We start from the raw sequence: 18,566 nt of genomic DNA, 5'->3' as shown, positions 1-18,566 counted from the left end.
AGCATTTAATTCACTTAATATGTCTTTTTGTAGACAGTTGTCTCTTTGGAGACTATACTATAGTAGAAAGCAGTCAGGAGTTTAGTATGCAAACTAATACAAGGTCTTTACAAAGCATACCAGATGAGGTGGTATGGAAGTCTTTAACCAATCTTGTAGAACGTTTTGATTTAAAAGAAAGTGAAGCCCGTATTTTGATGGGGGATATGCCACGCTCTACGTACACTTCCCATAAAGCGAAACTAAACAGGGATCAAAAAGAACGAGTCTCCTATCTTTTAGGAATTTATAAGTCTTTACGTATATTGTTTGAAGATGGGGAACAAGCCAGAACTTGGATTAATCGTAAAAACGATTTACCTCCGTTTAAAGGTTTAACACCCAAAGAATATATGCTGGAAGGGGGGATGGTTCGTCTTGCAGATGTAAGGAAGTTTCTGGACTTTTGGCGAGGTTATTAGGATGTATTCCTATATAGATTTTAATGATAAAGTGCATAGACTAATACCTTCTAAATTCCCTCCCGTGACTTTATTCGATTGGGCAGATTCTGCAGAAGAGCTCGAACAAATAGCGCTACTTGAAGGCTTAACCAATGAAAGGATACTTGCAGAGTTAGGTAAAATAAATTTGATAGATCAAGAGGATTGGATTGGTGGTCCTGGATCTACTCCAATTATGGCTGCTTTTACACATACTGGATTTGAATCAAGATTTAGTGATGGCAGTTTTGGTATTTATTATGCCGCTTCATCTCTTGAGACAGCAATAAAGGAAACTTGCTTTCATCGAGAACGGTTTTATAGCGCATCAAATGAAAAACCTTGCTCCATCTCAATGAGAGAGTATGTAGCTAATATAAAAAAACCATTAATAGATATTACAGATAAAAGTTATAAAGACTTGTTTAATCCTGATCCTGCTTGTTATAGTAAAAGTCAGGAATTTGGCAAGAAAATTTGTGAAAAGAAGGAATGGGGCTTGCTATATCCAAGTGTAAGAGATTTAAATGGCTTATGTGTGGCTGTATTAAGACCTCCCGCGCTCACTATACCGATACAAGGATGCCATTTAAGATATATTTGGGATGGTGAAAAAATTTCAGATATTTATAAAGAAAGTAAAATTACCAATATTTAAGATATTTTTCCCAAATTGTGGCTAGATGACTTTCTCATTAATGATGCAAATGCATTAAACGAAAGAGGTATCAATCTATCTTTTTCCCAGTTGGCTTTCCACTGATTTTTGCCGGAGTAAGGTTGTTGTTGATACGGAAAACTGTCTTATCTACTCGTCTTTGCAGCATGATTTCAACCATTACGGTTTCATTCGGATGAAGTATTTTGTGAATGTCAGCAAGCGATGAATGAAAATCAAGTAACCTGTAATAGGCAAGGGCTTGCTCACTTGATTCAGGATATGCTTTAACACGGAACCCAAGATTACCCTGCATTTTTGGGGTATTAATTCCACCTTCCATGATATCGTAGTCAAGAAAATAAGTCAGTTTACCTCGATTATTGAGATTTCGCTGACGATCTACAAAAAAACCTGCAGGAAGCGCCTGCTCGCTATATTGAGGTCCGGCAGTTAGGTAAAGATCATAATCGATAAGGTGATTGCCGCGGTCATCAATAAGCCGGAAAATAATCATAGAGTAACGATTGGTTATATACTCACGCGTAAAGACAAGTGTTTTCACAAACTCCTTATGCTCATTTTTCTGAGTCTCTTTAGTAATATTGTCCAACTCTTTTACTAATTTATTATAGGAGTCACGACTTTTTACTTGCAGACATCGCAAGACCCATATCGCCGTGGGGTGAGTGGCTGCATTGGCCATAGTAATACTACGGATGATACCGATATTTTTACCGGAATGTGAAAGTCCAGGTAGAACTCCAAATGCCATTGGCTGTGTTCGTGTCATTTTGGCGACAACAAGGCTTTCACCGTTATCCCCCTCCTGATGTAATTTCAATAAGCTATAATTCATATTTGTTGCAGCAACGCGTACCACCCCATCGGATCCGGATTCTCCTGTGTAGGAGTTCACTGCATCATAAAGTTGGCGATCAATTTTCTGGCCAGTAAGTACAAAGGAATAGACACCATTGGCAGTACAATCATAATCAAGCCAGCTTTCATTAAGTTGCCAGCTCATATCGCTTCCGAGTTCAAGCCAATCAAGTACACACTTTCCCGGTTCAATGCCTTCAAAAAAACTCTTTATGCGGCCTAGCCGGGATTTACCAAGTTGAGCAAGAGCAGAACCGTGGTTGGCAGGAGCCAGCATGATAAGGTGACTCAACGGACATTTTGCAAGATTATTTTTAAAGTATAAATCCATCCATTTGCGGACAATAGGTCCACCAGTAGAGTGAGTGATACAAGCAAAACGCTGCCCATCTTTTACTTTAGCAGCAATTTCATCACGTACCGCTTGATCAAATGCGCGTGCTATATCGTCAACCGTCACCGTATCATCAAAACTAATATAGCGCCCAAGATAAATATTGCCGACTTGAATATCCAGCTTTCCCTGTTTACTCTGATTTTCAAGCCATTGAGGAAGTTCCCCATAAGTATTGGTATGCGTGACACTCCAGCCATGGACGAAGATAACAATCATAACGCTCCTTGAATTGTTGGCTCACAACAAGACATTGTTGAGTAACTTGATGATATTAGATTATTTTATACTCAACCCTCAAGTTTTTAATTATGACCCAGAATTTTCAGTGTTAAAAAATAAGCAGCCTTTTAATGAATATTTTGCCTACTGTTAAAAGACAAGAGCAATATAAGCTTGAATGATATCTTTTGAAATATTTTTCATCTAATTAATTAACTGAAAGGAAATCGATTATTTATATATGAATTATACAAAATTTCTAGTTGATTCAACGACTGCTTATGCGGCTTTGAAGTTTTGAAAATTATAGTCCATAAGATATTATGGATATGGATGGGTGATATAGTACAATATTGCACGGCGAGAAAGATTAGGACAGATTAAGGTGAAAAGACATAGCTTTTGTAAATCAGCTCGTATTCGCTTTTTTTAGCCTTGCAAAGTAATATAAGAAGCATCCATGCGCGTTGAACTATTTAATCCATCCATTAAAAAAATCATTGTCAAATTGAGTCAACTAAAAGGCTTGTGGATTGTCCAACTCAATTTGTCAAAAAACCGACTGAGTGAGAAAAAATTCACTGACTTGGCAGTTCTGCTCAGTATGCTCAAGGCTTTTGGAGTCACTTATCTTAATTTGCATTTCAATAACCTTGGGCAAAAGACTGGAACTGAATTGGTAGCCCTGTTTAAGATTCTTAAGGACTCTGGAATCAGCCGTCTTAGTTTAAGTGCTAATGAGCTTTACCAAAAGACCGGGACGGAATTAGCCACCTTGTTAACCGCTTTAAGCGATTCAGATATCATTCAGCTTGATTTAAGCTGCAATTGGCTGGGACAAAGACAAGACGCTGAACTAATCGAACTATTTAAGGCATGGAGTAGTACTCCAATCATTGATCTTGACTTGACCAATAATGATCTTGGTAAAAAATCGGGGATCGTGTTGTCGGAAATGTTCCGTGCATTGAAAGTATCTTCAATTAGCCATCTTGGTTTACGTAATAATGATCTTTATCAAAGGACAGGTGCCGAATTTTCATCCCTGTTGAGTGCCATAAAAGATTCTCCAGTCACTCACCTCGATTTAAGTGATAATGGATTGCATCTAATGGTTGCTGCTGCTTTTGAGACTCTATTTGATGCTCTAAAAGACTCCTCCGTCACCCATCTCAATTTATGCCGTAATGGCATTGGGCATCTGGACATGTTTCAAATGACAGCGATGTTTTGTTCACTCCAGTGTACAGGGGTGACTCATCTTGATTTAGGCGAGAATAGTCTGGAGTTGATGACCGCTGAGGAGTTAGCAGCTATATTCCAAGTCTTTAAAGACTCCAGATTAATTCATCTTGGTTTAAATGATAGCTATTTAAATAACAGAACAACAGAAGATTTGCATCTTATTTTTAATGCATTGCCAGCCAATATAGCGACGATTAAATTATCGCTTGAGGAGTTAACTGAGATGAGCAGCGAGCAACGTCAGACGATTCAAAGGCGTTTTCCCAGGGCGGAGCAAGTTATTCTAGTTAATAACATGGAGGGTAGGGAGTTAAACCCTTCATTAAGCTTGGGCGATGCCAATGTATATCGGCGGTTGGGCTTTGTTGGGGTGTCTCCCCTGTCTTTAGCTGGTTTAGCTTCCTTTTTTGTGGCCAGCAACAACCTCAGGTTCGCGCGTGAAGTGCAAAAGTTACTCCCGGATGAAGTAACAGAACGTATTGTCAAGAATATTCTCGGCTGAATAGGTTTATATGAATTTATAAGCGATGCCTTCGGAATAGACCGATTAAAAATGGCGCGCCCGGAAGGATTCGAACCTCCGACCCCCTGGTTCGTAGCCAGATACTCTATCCAACTGAGCTACGGGCGCGTTGATTGGCGGAGAGAGAGGGATTCGAACCCTCGATGGGATTTCTCCCATACTCCCTTAGCAGGGGAGCGCCTTCGACCACTCGGCCATCTCTCCAATCAATGGTTGCGGAGTATATCAGGTATTTAACATGCGTCAATAATTCTTATTGCATAAAGTGATGAAATTCAAAATTGAGCATAATAAATATCATTAATGCATATAAAAATATCAGCAGATTTTTTTTTAAATGTATTTATGTTATGACACTACCTATTAAAGGGATTTAAAGGATTATTATGTGGTATGACACTCTATTGGAATATTTAAGTGAAACAATTTGTCCATCAAACAAAGAAAAAGCCAGGCTATTTATAAGCCATTTATTCAAATTATTAAAAGAAAACTCTGATTTTGGAGAAAATTTTGAACCGGAGTTTATTTTTGGTGTGATGGTCGCTCTTTATAACTATTCAATAAGTCATGAGAATCAAAACGTCACCTTAGATGAATTTGGGAAATATTGTATGGGATTAATTATGGTATTTTCCAAAATATCAGACGATCTATCCATTTATTGTTCTGATTTTACATATATCTTATCAGATAAGACCATTTTACAAGAATTAAAAATTGAAGGGGAATTAGCTGCGATTAGAAAAGATTATTTAAAGAAAAAAAGAACAAACCCGGAGGTCACTCCATTTGTTGATCAAAAAGATGTAGCAAATCCTTTCGAAATATACAAAAAGATAGGTGAATTAGCCAAGATAGATCTACTGAAGGATTTGGAAAACCATACACTTGCCTATCTGAATTTCTCAGTAAAAATCCAGACAGAAAAAATAGCCGACATGCTAAATGATTTATTAAATCGTGTACAAAATCAGCAAGTTATAGTCTCTGGACTGTACCAATATCTTCTACCTTATAAAGGCAAGGATGATTTGTTCGATGCCTTGATATTTTCACTCAAAAGAGAATTAAAAAAATTAAGTCATAATTTCTCTCCTAAAACACAACCTTCCAGTATATCAAAGATAAATCTCGTGCTTGTTCCAAGTTTAAAACTTGACCACCAGCCCAGGCACAATCCAGAAATAGTGAATATTTGTGAAAAATTGGAAAACTATGTCTTTAGAGGATCCAATAAGAAAAGTTCATTTTTTTCAGCAAAAAATCATTGTGGCTACACCAAAGAGGTAAATGAAATAGTGCAAAGAATATTGAGGGGAGATCTTTTAACAGCAGAAGCAATTTTTCATGAATTAGCTAAAATTAATATAGAGAGTCGTAAAGATGAATTGATTTTGCTTAGAAATGATTTGCAAAGTGAAAAGGTATGCGTAAGAAAGCTTTAACAGAGTAAGGCTTAAAGAATAAACACCTCCAGAATGATTTACGTAATTTAATGTCATCAAAAAATCATCTTAAGATTTCCAAAATATCAAGAATACTGCTAATCTTTGAATCTGTTGATTTTAATATAGATTCTTATGCAGAGGCCCTAACAAGGAGGACTAATGAAACACCAGTCGAATTTAAGTGGTCGTAACGTTTATGTTGTCGATGGAAGTCGAACGCCTTTTCTTAAAGCAAAAGGAGTAGGTCCATTCTGTGGTTCAGATTTGGCAGTTGCTGCAGGAACAACTTTGCTAAATCGTCAACCATTTTCTCCGGACGAGCTTGATGAGGTCATTATTGGTAGCGCTATGCCTGGACCAGACGAGGCCAATATCGCTCGCGTGGTTGCTCTGCGTTTGGGATGTGGTGATAAGGTGCCTGCATTTACTGTAATGAGAAATTGTGCGTCAGGCATGCAGGCATTGGATAATGCCGCAATCCAAATTGCTACAGGGCGCAGTAATTTGGTCCTTGCTGGTGGAACAGATGCCATGAGTCATGCACCGTTGTTATTTAATGAAAAAATGGCTTCCTGGCTTGCAAACTGGTTTGCAGCTAAAAGTATGGGGCAAAAGCTGGCTTTAATTACAAAGTTTAAACCTTCTTATCTGGCACCGGTAATCGCTTTGCTCAGAGGCCTGACTGATCCTATAGTAGGATTGAATATGGGACAAACAGCTGAAAAAGTAGCTTATCGATTTAACATCACAAGAGAGCAAATGGATGAATTCGCAGCTCAAAGCCATTTAAGAATAGCTCAAGCTTATGCTGAAAATAGAATGTCTGAAGTTGCCCCAATTATAGATTATAAAGGTTGTATATATCCTCAAGATGATGGGATTAGGGCAGATTCCACAGTGGAAAAATTGTCAAAACTAAAACCTTTTTTTGACAAAAAATATGGCATGGTCACCCCAGGCAACAGTTCACAGATAACTGATGGTGCCTGTATGTTGCTATTGGCCAGCGCTGAGGCTGTAAAAAAATATGCTTTACCGGTATTAGGTCGAATAGTTGATTCACAATGGGCTGCTCTAGATCCCTCTCAAATGGGTTTGGGTCCTGTTCACGCGGCAACCCCTATATTAGAAAGACATAATTTAAAGCCACAAGATTTGGATTGTTGGGAAATCAATGAGGCCTTTGCCGCTCAAGTCTTAGGGTGTTTGGCTGCATGGAACGATGAAGAATACTGCAAAACACAGCTTGGCCTTAAGGAGGCAATTGGAGCGCCATCGCTGGAGCGACTCAATCGGGATGGAGGAGCAATTGCGTTAGGTCATCCTATTGGTGCCAGTGGGGCTCGTATTGTATTGCACGTTCTTAAATCTTTAGAGCAAAGAAATGAGTCGCGAGGTATGGCAGCAATTTGTATCGGAGGTGGTCAGGGAGGAGCTATGTATCTTGAACGAGTTACTGAGGTGAAAGGACATGAATAATTATAAACATTGGGATTTACAACGAGATAAAGACGCCATTCTGTGGCTTGGATTAAATAGAAGGGATGCTGCTGTTAATAGCATTAATGAAGAAGTCCTGGATGAGTTAAACAGCTTGCTGCATGAAATATCGCATGATAAAAAAGCAATGGGATTAATTATTTATTCGCTCAAGGAAAAAGGGTTTATTGCGGGTGCTGATGTTAACGCTTTTTCACAATTTGAGAGCTCTTCACAAGCGGTTGATTTTTTGCAGAAAGGACAAACTGTATTTGCTCGGTTGCAAGCTTTATCAATTCCAAGTGTCGCAATGATCGATGGTTTTTGCATGGGCGGTGGTTATGAGTTAGCTTTAGCCTGCACCTACCGAATCGCAACGGATGACAAAGACACACGTATTGGTTTGCCTGAAGTAATGCTGGGTATTCATCCAGGGTGGGGCGGTACTGTGCGTTTGCCTCAGTTAATAGGTGGTTTTAAAGCTTTATCACAAGTCATATTAACCGGTAGTGCAATACCTGCTGCAAAAGCTAAAAGCCTCGGTATGATTGATGAGGTAGTACCTGTTCGTCAGCTAAGAAGGGCTGCTGTTTATTTCATAAAGAATAAACCACCACGACACAGGGCATCATTTATTGAAAGTTTAACGAATAGCTCTCTGCTCAGAAAAGCTATCGCTTATTTACTGCGTTATAACGTAGCCAAGCGAGTTCGAAAAGAACATTATCCTGCACCATATGCCGTGATTGACCTGTGGGAAAAAGAAGGAGGAGTGGGAGAGAGGGCTTATCTTAAAGAAGTGGACTCTATAGAAAAACTTGTATCCCAAAATGATACCGCCAAGAATCTTATCAGAGCATTTTTATTGCGTGAGCGATTAAAAGGGTTCGCCAAAGACAGCCATTTCAAAGCGACCCATGTTCATGTGATTGGAGCAGGGGTTATGGGAGGGGATATCGCTGCCTGGTGTGCTTTGCGAGGTCTTCAGGTCACATTACAGGATAAGTCTTATGAACAAATTGCCCCTGCAATAGGGAGGGCACATAAACTTTATAGCAAAAAACTGCGTAAGCCTCGATTGATCCAGGCCGCAATGGATAGATTAATTGCAGATCCCCATGGGCATGGGGTAAAACGAGCAGATGTCATTATTGAGGCTGTTTTCGAGAATTTGGTTGTTAAGCATGAAATAATGAAAACTGTGGAAAAAAATGCCAAAAAAGATGCGATCATAGCGACAAACACCTCTAGTATCCCACTTGATGAAATCAGCAGTGTAATGAGTAAACCAGAACGCTTGGTAGGCATTCATTTCTTTAATCCTGTAGCTAAAATGGATTTGGTAGAAATAGTCAGCAGCTCATCTACTACAAAAAAAGTTCAGCAGAGCGCTTGCGCGTTCGTCAATCAAATTGGCAAATTGCCTTTGCCTGTCAAATCAAGCCCTGGATTTTTAATAAATAGAGTGCTCATGCCTTACCTGATGGAGTGCGTACAGTTATTGGATGAAGGATATAGTGCGGAGACAATAGATGAGGCCGCATTACAGTTTGGTATGTTTATGGGCCCTGTTGAACTGGCTGATACAGTAGGAATGGATGTTTGTCTTGCTGTGGCTGAAAATCTGACCAGTCACTTTGGTGGTACTATTCCACAAAGATTACGTGATTTAGTAAAAGAAGGTAAGCTAGGCAGAAAAACTGGAGAAGGTTTTTATAAATATAAAAATGGAAAAGTAATTAAGAAAAAGGCTCCATCACATGTCGATAAAACCATTGCAGACAGATTAATTTTGCGCATGGTGAATGAATCTGCAGCTTGTATACGTGAGAAAGTGGTTGAAGATTCTGACTTGTTGGATGCTGGAATGATCTTTGCCACAGGTTTTGCTCCATTCCGTGGAGGGCCTATGAATTACGCAAATGATTTTGGTAAAGATAAACTGGAAACTTTATTTAAAACATTTGAATCTAAATACGGCGAACGTTTTAAGGTAGATACCAGCTTATAATTTCTCTGCAAGGTAAGACGTTATGGTTTTACCTTGCTTTTTAGAGAGAAAAGCATCATATGGAGCAAAAATCAAAATCTATAATAAGAGTTTGGTATTTAATACTTTTACTCAGTCAATATTCTTTTGCGAATGTTTATGTATTGCCTGAAGCCGGAAATACCGTCGGTGAAATTCAGGTCGCATTTTCAGAGTATGGAGAAACTATAGATGAGGTTGGCCGGCGTTTTAATGTCGGTTATTATGAAATGGTACGTGCTAACCCGGGAGTGAATGCCAGATATCCGCTAGCTGCTAACACAAAATTAATTATTCCATCTCGTTTTATCCTCCCCAACGTTCCCAGAAAAGGTGTAGTGATTAATTTAGCAGAATATCGATTATATTATTTTCCTCCAGATGACAATGTTGTCATGACTTATCCTGTTGGGATTGGTAAAAAAGGATGGGAGACTCCTTTGGGATTAAGCAGAATCATCTCCAAGGAAATTAATCCTACCTGGCGACCTACAGTAAAATTACAAAAGGCAGCTGAAAGCATTGGTGCTCCTATTCCCAGTGAGTTCCCCCCTGGTCCTCACAATCCTTTAGGTCAACATGTATTGCGTTTAGGGTGGCCAGCTATCTTAATACATGGTTCTAATCGAGTTGATGGGATTGGGGCCAAAGTCAGTGCGGGGTGTATTCGTATGCTTCCTGAGGATATTGAGCATCTATATAGTTTAGTGTCTGTAGGGACGCCAGTAAGAATTATAAATGCTCCTCTACAAGGGCAAGCTGATTTTAAGCAATAACTATTTTCAGGTATGGGTTTTCAGTCAGATTAATGCCTATAAATCCAAATAACGGGCCTCAACTTTAATTACAGTTAACAGATAATAAGATAATCCAACAAGTATTATGGCCGCCAAAATGTCAATCGGGTAATGCCATCCCAGCAGTACACATGAAAGGATTAATAGAACATTAATGATTGACAGCAATAGGCAGGGTATAAACCAGTCTTTGATTAAGTAGACGCACAAAACTGCCCAGATTGTATGAAATGAGGGAAGAGCTATTAAACCACCCTCAATAGTTGTGGGGTGTATATAATTATGAATTTGATGAAATTTAAGTCCTGTAGCTATTTGTTCAGGGGCGAATAAACTGCTTTGTAGTTCACTTGCAGGTGCTGTAGTTGGGAAAAAGTAGTAATAAGAAAACCCCATTAATGTTGTACAGAGTAATAGGAAATAATAATCTTTAAGGATATAAAATCGCCCTGATACAATTACGTAAAGGGGTAAGATACTCATTTGATATGGTAGGGTATCGTAGATAATCGCCAATAAGTATTTAAAATGTTGATATTTATTCGTCCACTCCAGAATAGATATCATATTAATACCCAGTTGCGCCTCCAGTTTAATAATTTGCTTGTCTATAGGAGGATAGGGAGTTAATTGAACAGCGTTTGTCGCTAAAGCAATGATTGACATCACAATAAAAAAATTGATCAACTCTAATCCAGAGCAAGTCACTCTATTCTTTTTGCCAAAAAATAAAATCAACCCGGTATAATTTAACAAGATAATGCATGCCATAACTGGGGTGTTAGGTGGAAAATAATTATTCCCGGGGAATTGATAGATAAAATGATTGATAACTAAAGCAACTAGCGATAGAAATACTATAGTTCCAGCCAATAAAATAAAGTATCTGAAAGGTATAACTTGCATTTATTTGTTATTAGTCAGCTGTGCTAAGAGTTTCTTTTTGTTTAATTGCATGGAAAACCTCTTCTCTGTGAATATTGATTGACCTGGGTGCCTCAACTCCAAATTTTATATTTCCATTTTCCTGTGTTTTAAAAGCCAAAATTTTAACAACAGTATTCGAGATACGAATGATAAGTGGTTCTTCAAATTTAAGATTTATTATATCCATTTAAAAAAAACCTCTTTTTTCATAAATTATTCCTAAGGCCAATATTCACTGCTGAACGGTACCTTACTTTGGTGACGGTTGTCACTATAAATTGCTGTAAAATTTATAAAAAAATTTATTTAAAGCAGCTATGCGATTTTGTTGCCTATAAAATAGGCAAAGTTAAGATACGCAGCATTAATAAATATCTTATTTTAAATCGCAATGAGATTGTAAGGACTAAATAAAAAAGTTATAATTGGCAGCTTTTTAAAACCCTTGCCTTACCAGTACTCAATGCTGGAAGGCTTTATCCATAAGGAGAATTCATGAGACATTATGAAATTATGTTTCTAGTACATCCAGATCAAAGCGAACAAGTACCTGGTATGGTTGAGCGCTATGAAGGGATTATTACCAAACATAACGGCAAAATACATCGTAAAGAAGATTTAGGTCGACGCCAGCTGGCATATTCAATAAATAAGGTTCATAAAGCACATTATATCTTAATGAACGTAGAATGTAATCTTGACGCACTTAATGAAATCAAGAATGCATTCAAGTTTAATGATGCTATTTTAAGACACTTAATCACTGTTCAAAAACAAGCGATTACTACAGAATCTGTCTTAATGAAGAAAGAAAAAGAAACTAAAGTCGCTTAAGAGGAGAACATCTATGTCAGCTTATTTTCGTAGAAAAAAAATGTGCCGCTTTAGTGCTGAAGGTGGTAATGAAATAGATTATAAAGACATCAATCTATTAAAAAATTATATTACTGAAACTGGTAAAATTGTACCAAGCCGTATTACTGGTACTCAAACTCGTTTCCAAAGACAATTAGCCAAGGCAATTAAACACGCCAGATTTATTGGTTTATTGCCTTATTGCGACAGCCATAGATAAAATGAATCTTGCAGGTAATTTTATACTCAGACAAAGTAAAGCAACTCTTGAAAACAAACAATATGCTATTGTTTGTGCGGTTGTTCTTTCAATAGTCCCATTCGCCTCTTGGCTATCGGTGGCTTTAATGAGTTTAATTACTTTGAGAAAAGGTGAAAAACCTGGATTTGAAGTCATGTTACCTGCGATGATTGTTCATTCTGTGCCTTTAATGATGTTTTTACCTCTGGAAGGGGCATTGATCAATACATTGGTTGCTTATTTGCCTTGCTATATCGCTGCTTTGACTTTACGCAAAACAGCCAGCTGGTCAAATGTATTTGGAGCTTTTCTAATTCAAGCATTCCTTGTATTTCTGTCCATTGAAATATTGATACCTGACTTCGTAAGTGATCAATTTAATCATTTTAAAGTGCTATTGTCTCAATTTCAGGATTACAAACAGTTGGTAGAAAGCAGTACAGATGGATTGAATAATTTAAGTTTGGCTCAGTTATTTTTTGGTATCCAGATATTAAGTGTGATTGCTTCAGCCTTAATCTCACTAATGTTTGCCCGAACTATACAAGCTAAGCTTTTCATGCCCGGTGGTTTTAAACAGGAAATATTAGAATTTCGTAGTGGCAGATTTTCATTTTTGATGTTAATTATTGTGTCTGTTGCCTCTTATTTTGAGGTACCAGTGGCTATTAGCACTTTACCACTACTTCTTGCATATTTCTTTTTATCGGGTTTTTCTTTGGCCTATTATATTTTAGCCAGAAAGTGGCAAGTTAGAGTGGTGGTTCTTTTATTTCTATTGATCTTGTTAAAACCATTCTTTGTCTTATTTGCCTATATTGTATTTGGCTCGCTAGATAGTTTATTTAATTTTCGATTATATCTACCTGCAAGGGTGAGAGAATCAACGTAAGGGGTTATTAAGATGGAAGTAATCTTATTAGAAAAAGTACGTAATCTGGGAAATCTAGGTGATAAAGTACACGTTAAATCAGGTTATGGACGTAATTATTTGATACCACAAAATAAGGCCGTCTTTGCAACAGAACAAAATATTGAATTATTTGAAAAACGTCGTGCTGAACTAGAGAAAAAAGCGCAACAGGCTTTGGCTAATGCAGAACAACGTGCTGCTAAATTGAACGATACCACGATAGTTATTAGTGCTATGGCTAGTGACGAAGGTAAATTGTATGGTTCAGTCGGAGTTAATGAAATTAAAGACGCATTGATAGAAAAACAAATTGAAATCAGCAAGCGTGAAATTGTTATGCCTGAAGGCCCTCTACATTCTATAGGTAATTATGTTGTTGAAGTACATGTACATAGTGATGTAGTAGCTAATCTTCAAGTTGAAATTATCCCTGCTAAATAATTTGTTTGATATCGACCTAAAAATATTCAAATCAACAATATTTATATAAATTCTTACTTCAAGTTGTGCGTCACGTCGCACAACTTGTTATCTATTAGTCAACATGCATTAAGATGTTGTAGTTTTGTAAAAAATTGCCCAATTAAATGTGACAAAATAGCATTCCTTGATTATAATGCGAGCACACTAACCATCAAGGAATCATTCTATGTCTCATTCCAAAAGAGAACAAAATCCTATTGCTCGGAATTTAAGTGACTTTAGGCAAGTTGCAACACTATTAAATAACGAGGGTCTTGTTGTTACTGAACATAACTATAAAAAAGTCCAAGCCTTATTAAATAGATATAAAGAGCTAGCAACCTTCATTGATCAAAACCAAAGCAAATTAAATGGAAAACAAATAGGTGAATTAAATCAAATTAGATTAATTATTTCTCCGGAAGAGCGGCGAGAAATCAGAAAAAGTGTTACACGTATCGAAAATGGAATAAAAAATAGAGAAGAAAGAATAAAAGAAGAATATACCAGAATAGAAAAACAACAGGCTAAGGCAAGAGAAGTAGTTCAAGTTTTATGGCCACAGTTGCAAAAAGCAGCCAAAAAATTTATAAATTCTGGAATAGCAAACATGGAAGAGCTATTGAAAGAATATAAAGACTTAAGAAACGAGTTATATAATCATGCGCTTAATCTTCCTACTCAGGAAAGAAAGCAAAAAAATCAAGAGATGGCTGAGTTATCGCGTCTTGTTAATATACATGAAAGCAAATTATACGAAGAAATTAATCGAGCCAGGAATGTAATTGAAGCTGCAGTGACTCAAGCACAAAAGAATGTAGACAGTATGTCATTGCTGCAAATGGTTCGACTCATGCTGCCTAAATTGAAAGACGCAGATATATTAAAAATTGCTCAAAAAGCTGGAGTACTTTCCTTACAGGATACAACAACCTCTGAACATGGGGCAAATTTAGATAAATTGGTCGTAAGAGAACAGCCATTAGAAAAACAATCTGCTCTAATTTCTATAATGTTCAAGGAATTGGCTCTCAATGGTGCTCAGGCTGGTCCTCTGGCAAAATACCTCCAGGCAGTTCAAGAAAATGCAAAGGATCTAATAAGTGGTAAAAAAACTCACTTTACTTTGCTTTATCAAACAAATGAGGGTGAAATTGGAGGGTTTTATTTTAACATTCATGAATTGTTGCAGAATCAGCATCAAGCAATTTCCAAGCTTGTACATGAAATGTATAAGAGAGGAGTAGATCAAAACAGTCGAGTTGTAATGGCTTTTGCTAGTCCAGAACAAACTGCGTCTTTGATGTTAGCTAATGGAGAAAATATTAAAGCATTAACTGAAGCCGGTAATTTACAAGAGTTAACTGAGCAATTATTAGAAAATGCTGGTGATTCAAAAGCATTGGCTCGCATAGTAGGACATGATGTTGTAATTGGCCAGAAAACTTCAGAAATAATTAGAGATCTTAATCGTTCAAAAGAGCAAAATGGTATAGAGCCAGCTGAAGTAATGAAATTATTTCAAATAATTGCAGTAATATTTGAAACTCGAAATATTTTAATCAATTGGATAACTGCTCCTGTGCATTTGAAGGAGCAAACGGAGGAAGCTTTATTGGGCGCAGGTAAAACTCCTGCCATCGTTGAGGGTAAAGGAACCCAACCCAAACGCGTAAGATTTCTACCTGATTTAGTGGAAAAGCCAAAAGCTACATCGCCAGATACTGAACAACCTGTTACCAAAAGAAAAGATGATGAACTACTTGATAAAAAAATACAAGTTGCATTAGAAAAGGTTGATCAAGCATTAGAAGAACTGAAAGGTAAAATAGGGGATATCAATCAACATAAATATGACAAAGCCTATGAAGCAGCAAAAATTCTTCTAAGACAATTGCAAGAAACACGTGATCAATATGCTATTGATTTAGCTAATCCCCAAATCAATTTCAAAGAGGCAGGGCTTAAATTTAAAGAAGCTAGTAACCTGGTGATTCAACAGGCCAAACCTATCCTGGAAAAGGATTTAGGTTGGGGAGAATACCTCAAGAACTTGTTTAAAGTGATAGTAAACGCTATTGTATTTTGTGTGACTTTTGGAGCAAGTCAAGGCTTCTTTGCTACGACACGTGCGAAATCTGCTGAAGCAGTGGAGAAAGCGGAGAGCGAGCTGGAACTAAATCAACTCGGTTCATTACCAAAATAATACATATGGTTAACTAGTTTGTTATGAGAGCAACATTCGATTTTTATTATACATATAATGAGTAATGGAAATCGATGTTGCTTTTTTGAATTAAAGATAGATTCAGCCTATATTTTCCACTTGATGTTGCATCCAATACTTGGTTTTTGTTCAAAATCAAAAGGTTTATTATTTAATAAGCAATCCAAAGCCTGGCGTATTGAGTTGCCAGTTACAGGAATACCATTTCCTGGTCTTGAATCATCTAATTGCCCTCGATAAACTAAAGACAAATCAGAATCAAAAACAAAGAAATCTGGTGTGCAAGCTGCATTATATGCTTTTGCTACTTCCTGGGTTTCATCAAAAAGATATGGAAATGGATACTGATGAACTTTAGCAGTTTGAATCATATTTTCAGGTGAGTCATCAGGGTAACTCTCTACATCATTGGAGTTAATAGCTAAAAAACGAATTCCTTGGGGAATATAGTCATTAGCAAGTTGTGTTAATTCATTATTGATATGTTTCACAAAGGGACAATGGTTGCATATAAACATAATCACAGTAGCCACATAGCGTGGAGTCTCTCTTAATTTAACTTTGCTTCCACTAACTACATCCAATAATTCAAAATGAGGAGCTACTGTACCTAATGGAAGCATGTTTGATAGAGTTCTAGCCATTTTATTAAATCCCTCAAATAATCTTAAAATACCAATTGATAAAGAGCATATGACGCAAATATTGTATTAAGAATGCCCCATATGTAACAGATGTATTGACCTCTATACGCACTATAATAAGAATATGCAGCTACGCCTGAACTTCCAGAAAAAAATATGATTTGATTATGGTAGGCAAGCCCCATCGAAAGCAGTGCTATTCCTATAATGCCGGTTAATAAAAAAATACTGTTTCCCTTGCCAAACATTAAATAAAAAATCAGTAGCTGTAAACACAGTAAAGAAGGTAAAGCTAATCCAATATATCTCCCCATACCAAGGAGTAGGGAGGTATGGCCTGCCCCCAAAATTAATTCCAGAGCAATAAAATAAATCAATTTATAATGAATTGCTGTAATCATGAGAGCAAGTGAGCCAGTAATGTAATAGACTTGGGGATTATTCTGGCTCAGCCCATAAATAAGTAACAAAGCACCAACAATACCTAGTACCAGATATAGCGTGTCATGCTTTGTTTTACTCACGGATCACCATTTTAGGTAAATTCCTTTAGCAACCGATTCCTGTATAACTTCATTTTGTGATTTATTAGTAGAAATCCAATAGTTTCCCATATTACTAAGTGCAAATTTAACACGAGGATATTGGCAGACTTCGAGAACATCTCGACAATCAACTAAAGCAGTATTTTCATCAACATGCTTATAACACTTAAAGTTTAAATTTTTTACATCTGAGGCGAATGCTGCCCAACTCATTGGATCTAGCGATGCTTGTAAGGGAGGAATCATAAACGCATCTGAGTTATCAAAACGTTCAAGCTCAATTTTCGAATCTGAACGGTTTTGAATGAGATAATAGGTTTGATTACCTGTTTCATTTAAAATTAAATAATTTTCACTATAACCAAAACCAGTGACTTCACAGCCACGGGGAAAAATCGAAGCAGCCTGGACTGCATTGGTCGCAAAAGCTGTGATTAACAGCGTTTTAGTAAAATAATTAATTAATGACATAATTTCCTCAGAAAACAAAATTAAGATGCTATTTTAATCATTAAATAGACAAAGTCTATCATGGAATAAAAAAATCAAACGCATAGAAGCTATTAATTCGTCTTTATTATATCTTTGTTATCAGGTATTCATAAGTTATTGGCATAATTTAACTTCTATAGAGGCGTAGATTTTATATCAATTGCTTGCATTACCTCTCTATTTTTTCAGTAAACAGATACTATTTAAAGCAATAAGAACAGAAAAATTCCTAAAAGAGTAAGATAAAACAGTGCCGCCAGAAATGTAATATCTGCATGGAAAACATAAATTACATTTAAACTCAATCTTTATTATTTGCCGTAATCTTAGCTTTGAACATCGGATAATAAGTCCTGTAGAAACTTAAAAATAAATACATGCCCACATAGCCTAAAGATAGGCTTACCCATAATTTATTTGTTTCGGGGTAATTAACTAGCAGGCAAAATGAACTGATGCCATAAAGAGCAGAACAACAATGCATTAATATTTTCAAGACTCTCGACTCAGTCAAGTAATCTAACCTTGATGGGTAAACATATTTTACTGGAATAAAAATCAGTACACAAAAAAGGGACAAGAGGACAGTGTTCACAATCATAGAAGTGTTAAAAATATACATATAGAAGACAGTAATATTCCAATAGCAGGGGAACCCTTTAAAAAAGTGATCAGGAGTTTTGGCGTCATCCTGGCAGAATTGATAGGCTGATGTAATTGTAATTGCGGCTGTAATTGGTACGACATAATCAGCTGGCAGCATACCCGGTTTAACTAGCAAGAAAAAACATGGAGTAATGACATAATTCAAATAGTCAACTATATTGTCTAATAAAGCGCCATCAATTTTAGGCAATACGCTTTTTACATGAACCAATCGAGCAAGGCTACCATCTACTGCGTCAATAAATACAGTAATTGCCATTAGCCATAAAGCAAATACATAATCATGCTGGTAAATTTTATATAAGCTAAAGACACCAATACAGGCAGCGCTGGCAGTAAATACATGGACAAACCAGGCGGCAAAATATTGATTAAGGGTAAAGGGAGGCTTTATTGGATTCATTACTTATCCTAGAGTTAATCAATGTAATT

19 protein-coding genes and 2 tRNA genes are annotated in these 18,566 nt (G+C 36.8%); 12 read left to right on the top strand and 9 right to left on the bottom strand.

Annotated elements, in window-relative coordinates; genetic code table 11:
• Positions 1-86: 86 nt before the first annotated feature.
• Both LPG_RS08040 and LPG_RS08035 read left to right on the top strand, forming a co-directional pair.
• Positions 87-461 carry an antitoxin Xre-like helix-turn-helix domain-containing protein gene (locus LPG_RS08040; protein ID WP_011213883.1) on the top strand — a complete coding sequence of 125 codons (375 nt, stop codon included), beginning with the start codon at positions 87-89 and terminating at the stop codon, positions 459-461.
• Between the two features lies 1 nt (position 462).
• Positions 463-1,140 carry an RES family NAD+ phosphorylase gene (locus LPG_RS08035; RefSeq protein WP_010947331.1) on the top strand — a complete coding sequence of 226 codons (678 nt, stop codon included), beginning with the start codon at positions 463-465 and terminating at the stop codon, positions 1,138-1,140.
• Between the two features lie 70 nt (positions 1,141-1,210).
• Here the strand turns inward: LPG_RS08035 and plaB are convergent, their stop codons facing one another.
• Complete coding sequence (plaB, locus tag LPG_RS08030) at positions 1,211-2,635, bottom strand: phospholipase PlaB (protein ID WP_010947330.1); 1,425 nt, start codon at positions 2,633-2,635, stop codon at positions 1,211-1,213.
• A 463-nt stretch (positions 2,636-3,098) separates the two neighbouring features.
• Here plaB and legL2 point away from each other — a divergent pair, with 463 nt between their 5' ends.
• Complete coding sequence (legL2, locus tag LPG_RS08025; protein WP_010947329.1) at positions 3,099-4,385, top strand: Dot/Icm T4SS effector LegL2; 1,287 nt, start codon at positions 3,099-3,101, stop codon at positions 4,383-4,385.
• Between the two features lie 52 nt (positions 4,386-4,437).
• Here the strand turns inward: legL2 and LPG_RS08020 are convergent.
• Together LPG_RS08020 and LPG_RS08015 are read right to left on the bottom strand one after the other, a co-directional pair.
• A tRNA-Arg gene (locus tag LPG_RS08020) sits at positions 4,438-4,514 on the bottom strand.
• A 6-nt stretch (positions 4,515-4,520) separates the two neighbouring features.
• Positions 4,521-4,610, bottom strand: a tRNA-Ser gene (locus LPG_RS08015).
• 182 nt (positions 4,611-4,792) lie between these two features.
• Here LPG_RS08015 and lem11 point away from each other — a divergent pair.
• From lem11 to LPG_RS07995, 4 genes are all read left to right on the top strand, one after another.
• Positions 4,793-5,854 (top strand): Dot/Icm T4SS effector Lem11, encoded by a 1,062-nt coding sequence (gene lem11, locus LPG_RS08010; RefSeq protein WP_010947327.1) that lies wholly within the window; start codon positions 4,793-4,795, stop codon positions 5,852-5,854.
• Between the two features lie 162 nt (positions 5,855-6,016).
• Complete coding sequence (locus LPG_RS08005) at positions 6,017-7,336, top strand: acetyl-CoA C-acetyltransferase (protein WP_010947326.1); 1,320 nt, start codon at positions 6,017-6,019, stop codon at positions 7,334-7,336.
• On the top strand, positions 7,329-9,347 hold the full coding sequence (locus LPG_RS08000) for a 3-hydroxyacyl-CoA dehydrogenase NAD-binding domain-containing protein (RefSeq protein WP_010947325.1): 2,019 nt from the start codon (positions 7,329-7,331) through the stop codon (positions 9,345-9,347). Before LPG_RS08005 ends, LPG_RS08000 begins: the two co-directional genes overlap by 8 nt.
• Positions 9,348-9,406: 59 nt before the next feature.
• The gene (locus tag LPG_RS07995; RefSeq protein ID WP_010947324.1) at positions 9,407-10,141 is read left to right on the top strand and encodes a L,D-transpeptidase family protein; all 735 of its coding nucleotides are present in this window, start codon (positions 9,407-9,409) and stop codon (positions 10,139-10,141) included.
• A 36-nt stretch (positions 10,142-10,177) separates the two neighbouring features.
• Here LPG_RS07995 and LPG_RS07990 read toward each other — a convergent pair whose 3' ends face one another.
• The gene (locus LPG_RS07990; RefSeq protein ID WP_010947323.1) at positions 10,178-11,068 is read right to left on the bottom strand and encodes a phosphatase PAP2 family protein; all 891 of its coding nucleotides are present in this window, start codon (positions 11,066-11,068) and stop codon (positions 10,178-10,180) included.
• Positions 11,069-11,078: 10 nt separating this feature from the next.
• Entirely contained in the window at positions 11,079-11,276 is a 198-nt protein-coding gene (locus tag LPG_RS07985) for a carbon storage regulator (protein ID WP_010947322.1), read from the bottom strand.
• A gap of 308 nt (positions 11,277-11,584) precedes the next feature.
• Here LPG_RS07985 and rpsF point away from each other — a divergent pair, with 308 nt between their 5' ends.
• From rpsF to legC6, 5 genes are all read left to right on the top strand, one after another.
• Positions 11,585-11,923, top strand: coding sequence for a 30S ribosomal protein S6 (gene rpsF / locus LPG_RS07980; RefSeq protein ID WP_010947321.1), 339 nt, complete (start codon positions 11,585-11,587; stop codon positions 11,921-11,923).
• 13 nt (positions 11,924-11,936) lie between these two features.
• Positions 11,937-12,164: a 30S ribosomal protein S18 gene (gene rpsR / locus LPG_RS07975; protein ID WP_010947320.1), complete on the top strand. Its 228-nt coding sequence runs from the start codon at positions 11,937-11,939 to the stop codon at positions 12,162-12,164.
• Position 12,165: 1 nt separating this feature from the next.
• Positions 12,166-13,077 carry a hypothetical protein gene (locus tag LPG_RS07970; protein WP_015444462.1) on the top strand — a complete coding sequence of 304 codons (912 nt, stop codon included), beginning with the start codon at positions 12,166-12,168 and terminating at the stop codon, positions 13,075-13,077.
• 12 nt (positions 13,078-13,089) lie between these two features.
• Positions 13,090-13,539 carry a 50S ribosomal protein L9 gene (gene rplI / locus LPG_RS07965; RefSeq protein WP_010947318.1) on the top strand — a complete coding sequence of 150 codons (450 nt, stop codon included), beginning with the start codon at positions 13,090-13,092 and terminating at the stop codon, positions 13,537-13,539.
• 208 nt (positions 13,540-13,747) lie between these two features.
• Positions 13,748-15,766, top strand: a complete 2,019-nt coding sequence (legC6, locus tag LPG_RS07960; protein ID WP_010947317.1) for a Dot/Icm T4SS effector LegC6 — start codon at positions 13,748-13,750, stop codon at positions 15,764-15,766.
• A 107-nt stretch (positions 15,767-15,873) separates the two neighbouring features.
• Here legC6 and LPG_RS07955 read toward each other — a convergent pair whose 3' ends face one another.
• The 4 genes from LPG_RS07955 to pcsA form a co-directional block, all read right to left on the bottom strand.
• Positions 15,874-16,431, bottom strand: a complete 558-nt coding sequence (locus LPG_RS07955; protein WP_010947316.1) for a thioredoxin family protein — start codon at positions 16,429-16,431, stop codon at positions 15,874-15,876.
• 23 nt (positions 16,432-16,454) lie between these two features.
• Positions 16,455-16,955 (bottom strand): hypothetical protein, encoded by a 501-nt coding sequence (locus tag LPG_RS07950; RefSeq protein WP_015444463.1) that lies wholly within the window; start codon positions 16,953-16,955, stop codon positions 16,455-16,457.
• Between the two features lie 3 nt (positions 16,956-16,958).
• Positions 16,959-17,447: a hypothetical protein gene (locus tag LPG_RS07945; RefSeq protein WP_010947314.1), complete on the bottom strand. Its 489-nt coding sequence runs from the start codon at positions 17,445-17,447 to the stop codon at positions 16,959-16,961.
• Between the two features lie 322 nt (positions 17,448-17,769).
• Positions 17,770-18,537 (bottom strand): phosphatidylcholine synthase, encoded by a 768-nt coding sequence (pcsA, locus tag LPG_RS07940; RefSeq protein ID WP_010947313.1) that lies wholly within the window; start codon positions 18,535-18,537, stop codon positions 17,770-17,772.
• Positions 18,538-18,566: the final 29 nt, after the last annotated feature.

This window comes from Legionella pneumophila subsp. pneumophila str. Philadelphia 1 (assembly GCF_000008485.1).
Taxonomy (GTDB): Bacteria; Pseudomonadota; Gammaproteobacteria; order Legionellales; family Legionellaceae; genus Legionella; species Legionella pneumophila.
The sequence above is the reverse complement of the archived record's forward strand: the minus strand, read 5'-3'. Positions and strand labels throughout refer to the sequence as shown.

What these genes read in the sequence shown, in the direction of transcription:
- LPG_RS08040 (WP_011213883.1), top strand. Translation starts at nt 87, where the DNA reads ATGCAAACTAATACAAGGTCTTTACAAAGCATACCAGATGAGGTGGTA.
- LPG_RS08035 (WP_010947331.1), top strand. Translation starts at nt 463, where the DNA reads ATGTATTCCTATATAGATTTTAATGATAAAGTGCATAGACTAATACCT.
- plaB (WP_010947330.1), bottom strand. Translation starts at nt 2,635, where the DNA reads ATGATTGTTATCTTCGTCCATGGCTGGAGTGTCACGCATACCAATACT.
- legL2 (WP_010947329.1), top strand. Translation starts at nt 3,099, where the DNA reads ATGCGCGTTGAACTATTTAATCCATCCATTAAAAAAATCATTGTCAAA.
- lem11 (WP_010947327.1), top strand. Translation starts at nt 4,793, where the DNA reads ATGTGGTATGACACTCTATTGGAATATTTAAGTGAAACAATTTGTCCA.
- LPG_RS08005 (WP_010947326.1), top strand. Translation starts at nt 6,017, where the DNA reads ATGAAACACCAGTCGAATTTAAGTGGTCGTAACGTTTATGTTGTCGAT.
- LPG_RS08000 (WP_010947325.1), top strand. Translation starts at nt 7,329, where the DNA reads ATGAATAATTATAAACATTGGGATTTACAACGAGATAAAGACGCCATT.
- LPG_RS07995 (WP_010947324.1), top strand. Translation starts at nt 9,407, where the DNA reads ATGGAGCAAAAATCAAAATCTATAATAAGAGTTTGGTATTTAATACTT.
- LPG_RS07990 (WP_010947323.1), bottom strand. Translation starts at nt 11,068, where the DNA reads ATGCAAGTTATACCTTTCAGATACTTTATTTTATTGGCTGGAACTATA.
- LPG_RS07985 (WP_010947322.1), bottom strand. Translation starts at nt 11,276, where the DNA reads ATGGATATAATAAATCTTAAATTTGAAGAACCACTTATCATTCGTATC.
- rpsF (WP_010947321.1), top strand. Translation starts at nt 11,585, where the DNA reads ATGAGACATTATGAAATTATGTTTCTAGTACATCCAGATCAAAGCGAA.
- rpsR (WP_010947320.1), top strand. Translation starts at nt 11,937, where the DNA reads ATGTCAGCTTATTTTCGTAGAAAAAAAATGTGCCGCTTTAGTGCTGAA.
- LPG_RS07970 (WP_015444462.1), top strand. Translation starts at nt 12,166, where the DNA reads ATGAATCTTGCAGGTAATTTTATACTCAGACAAAGTAAAGCAACTCTT.
- rplI (WP_010947318.1), top strand. Translation starts at nt 13,090, where the DNA reads ATGGAAGTAATCTTATTAGAAAAAGTACGTAATCTGGGAAATCTAGGT.
- legC6 (WP_010947317.1), top strand. Translation starts at nt 13,748, where the DNA reads ATGTCTCATTCCAAAAGAGAACAAAATCCTATTGCTCGGAATTTAAGT.
- LPG_RS07955 (WP_010947316.1), bottom strand. Translation starts at nt 16,431, where the DNA reads ATGGCTAGAACTCTATCAAACATGCTTCCATTAGGTACAGTAGCTCCT.
- LPG_RS07945 (WP_010947314.1), bottom strand. Translation starts at nt 17,447, where the DNA reads ATGTCATTAATTAATTATTTTACTAAAACGCTGTTAATCACAGCTTTT.
- pcsA (WP_010947313.1), bottom strand. Translation starts at nt 18,537, where the DNA reads ATGAATCCAATAAAGCCTCCCTTTACCCTTAATCAATATTTTGCCGCC.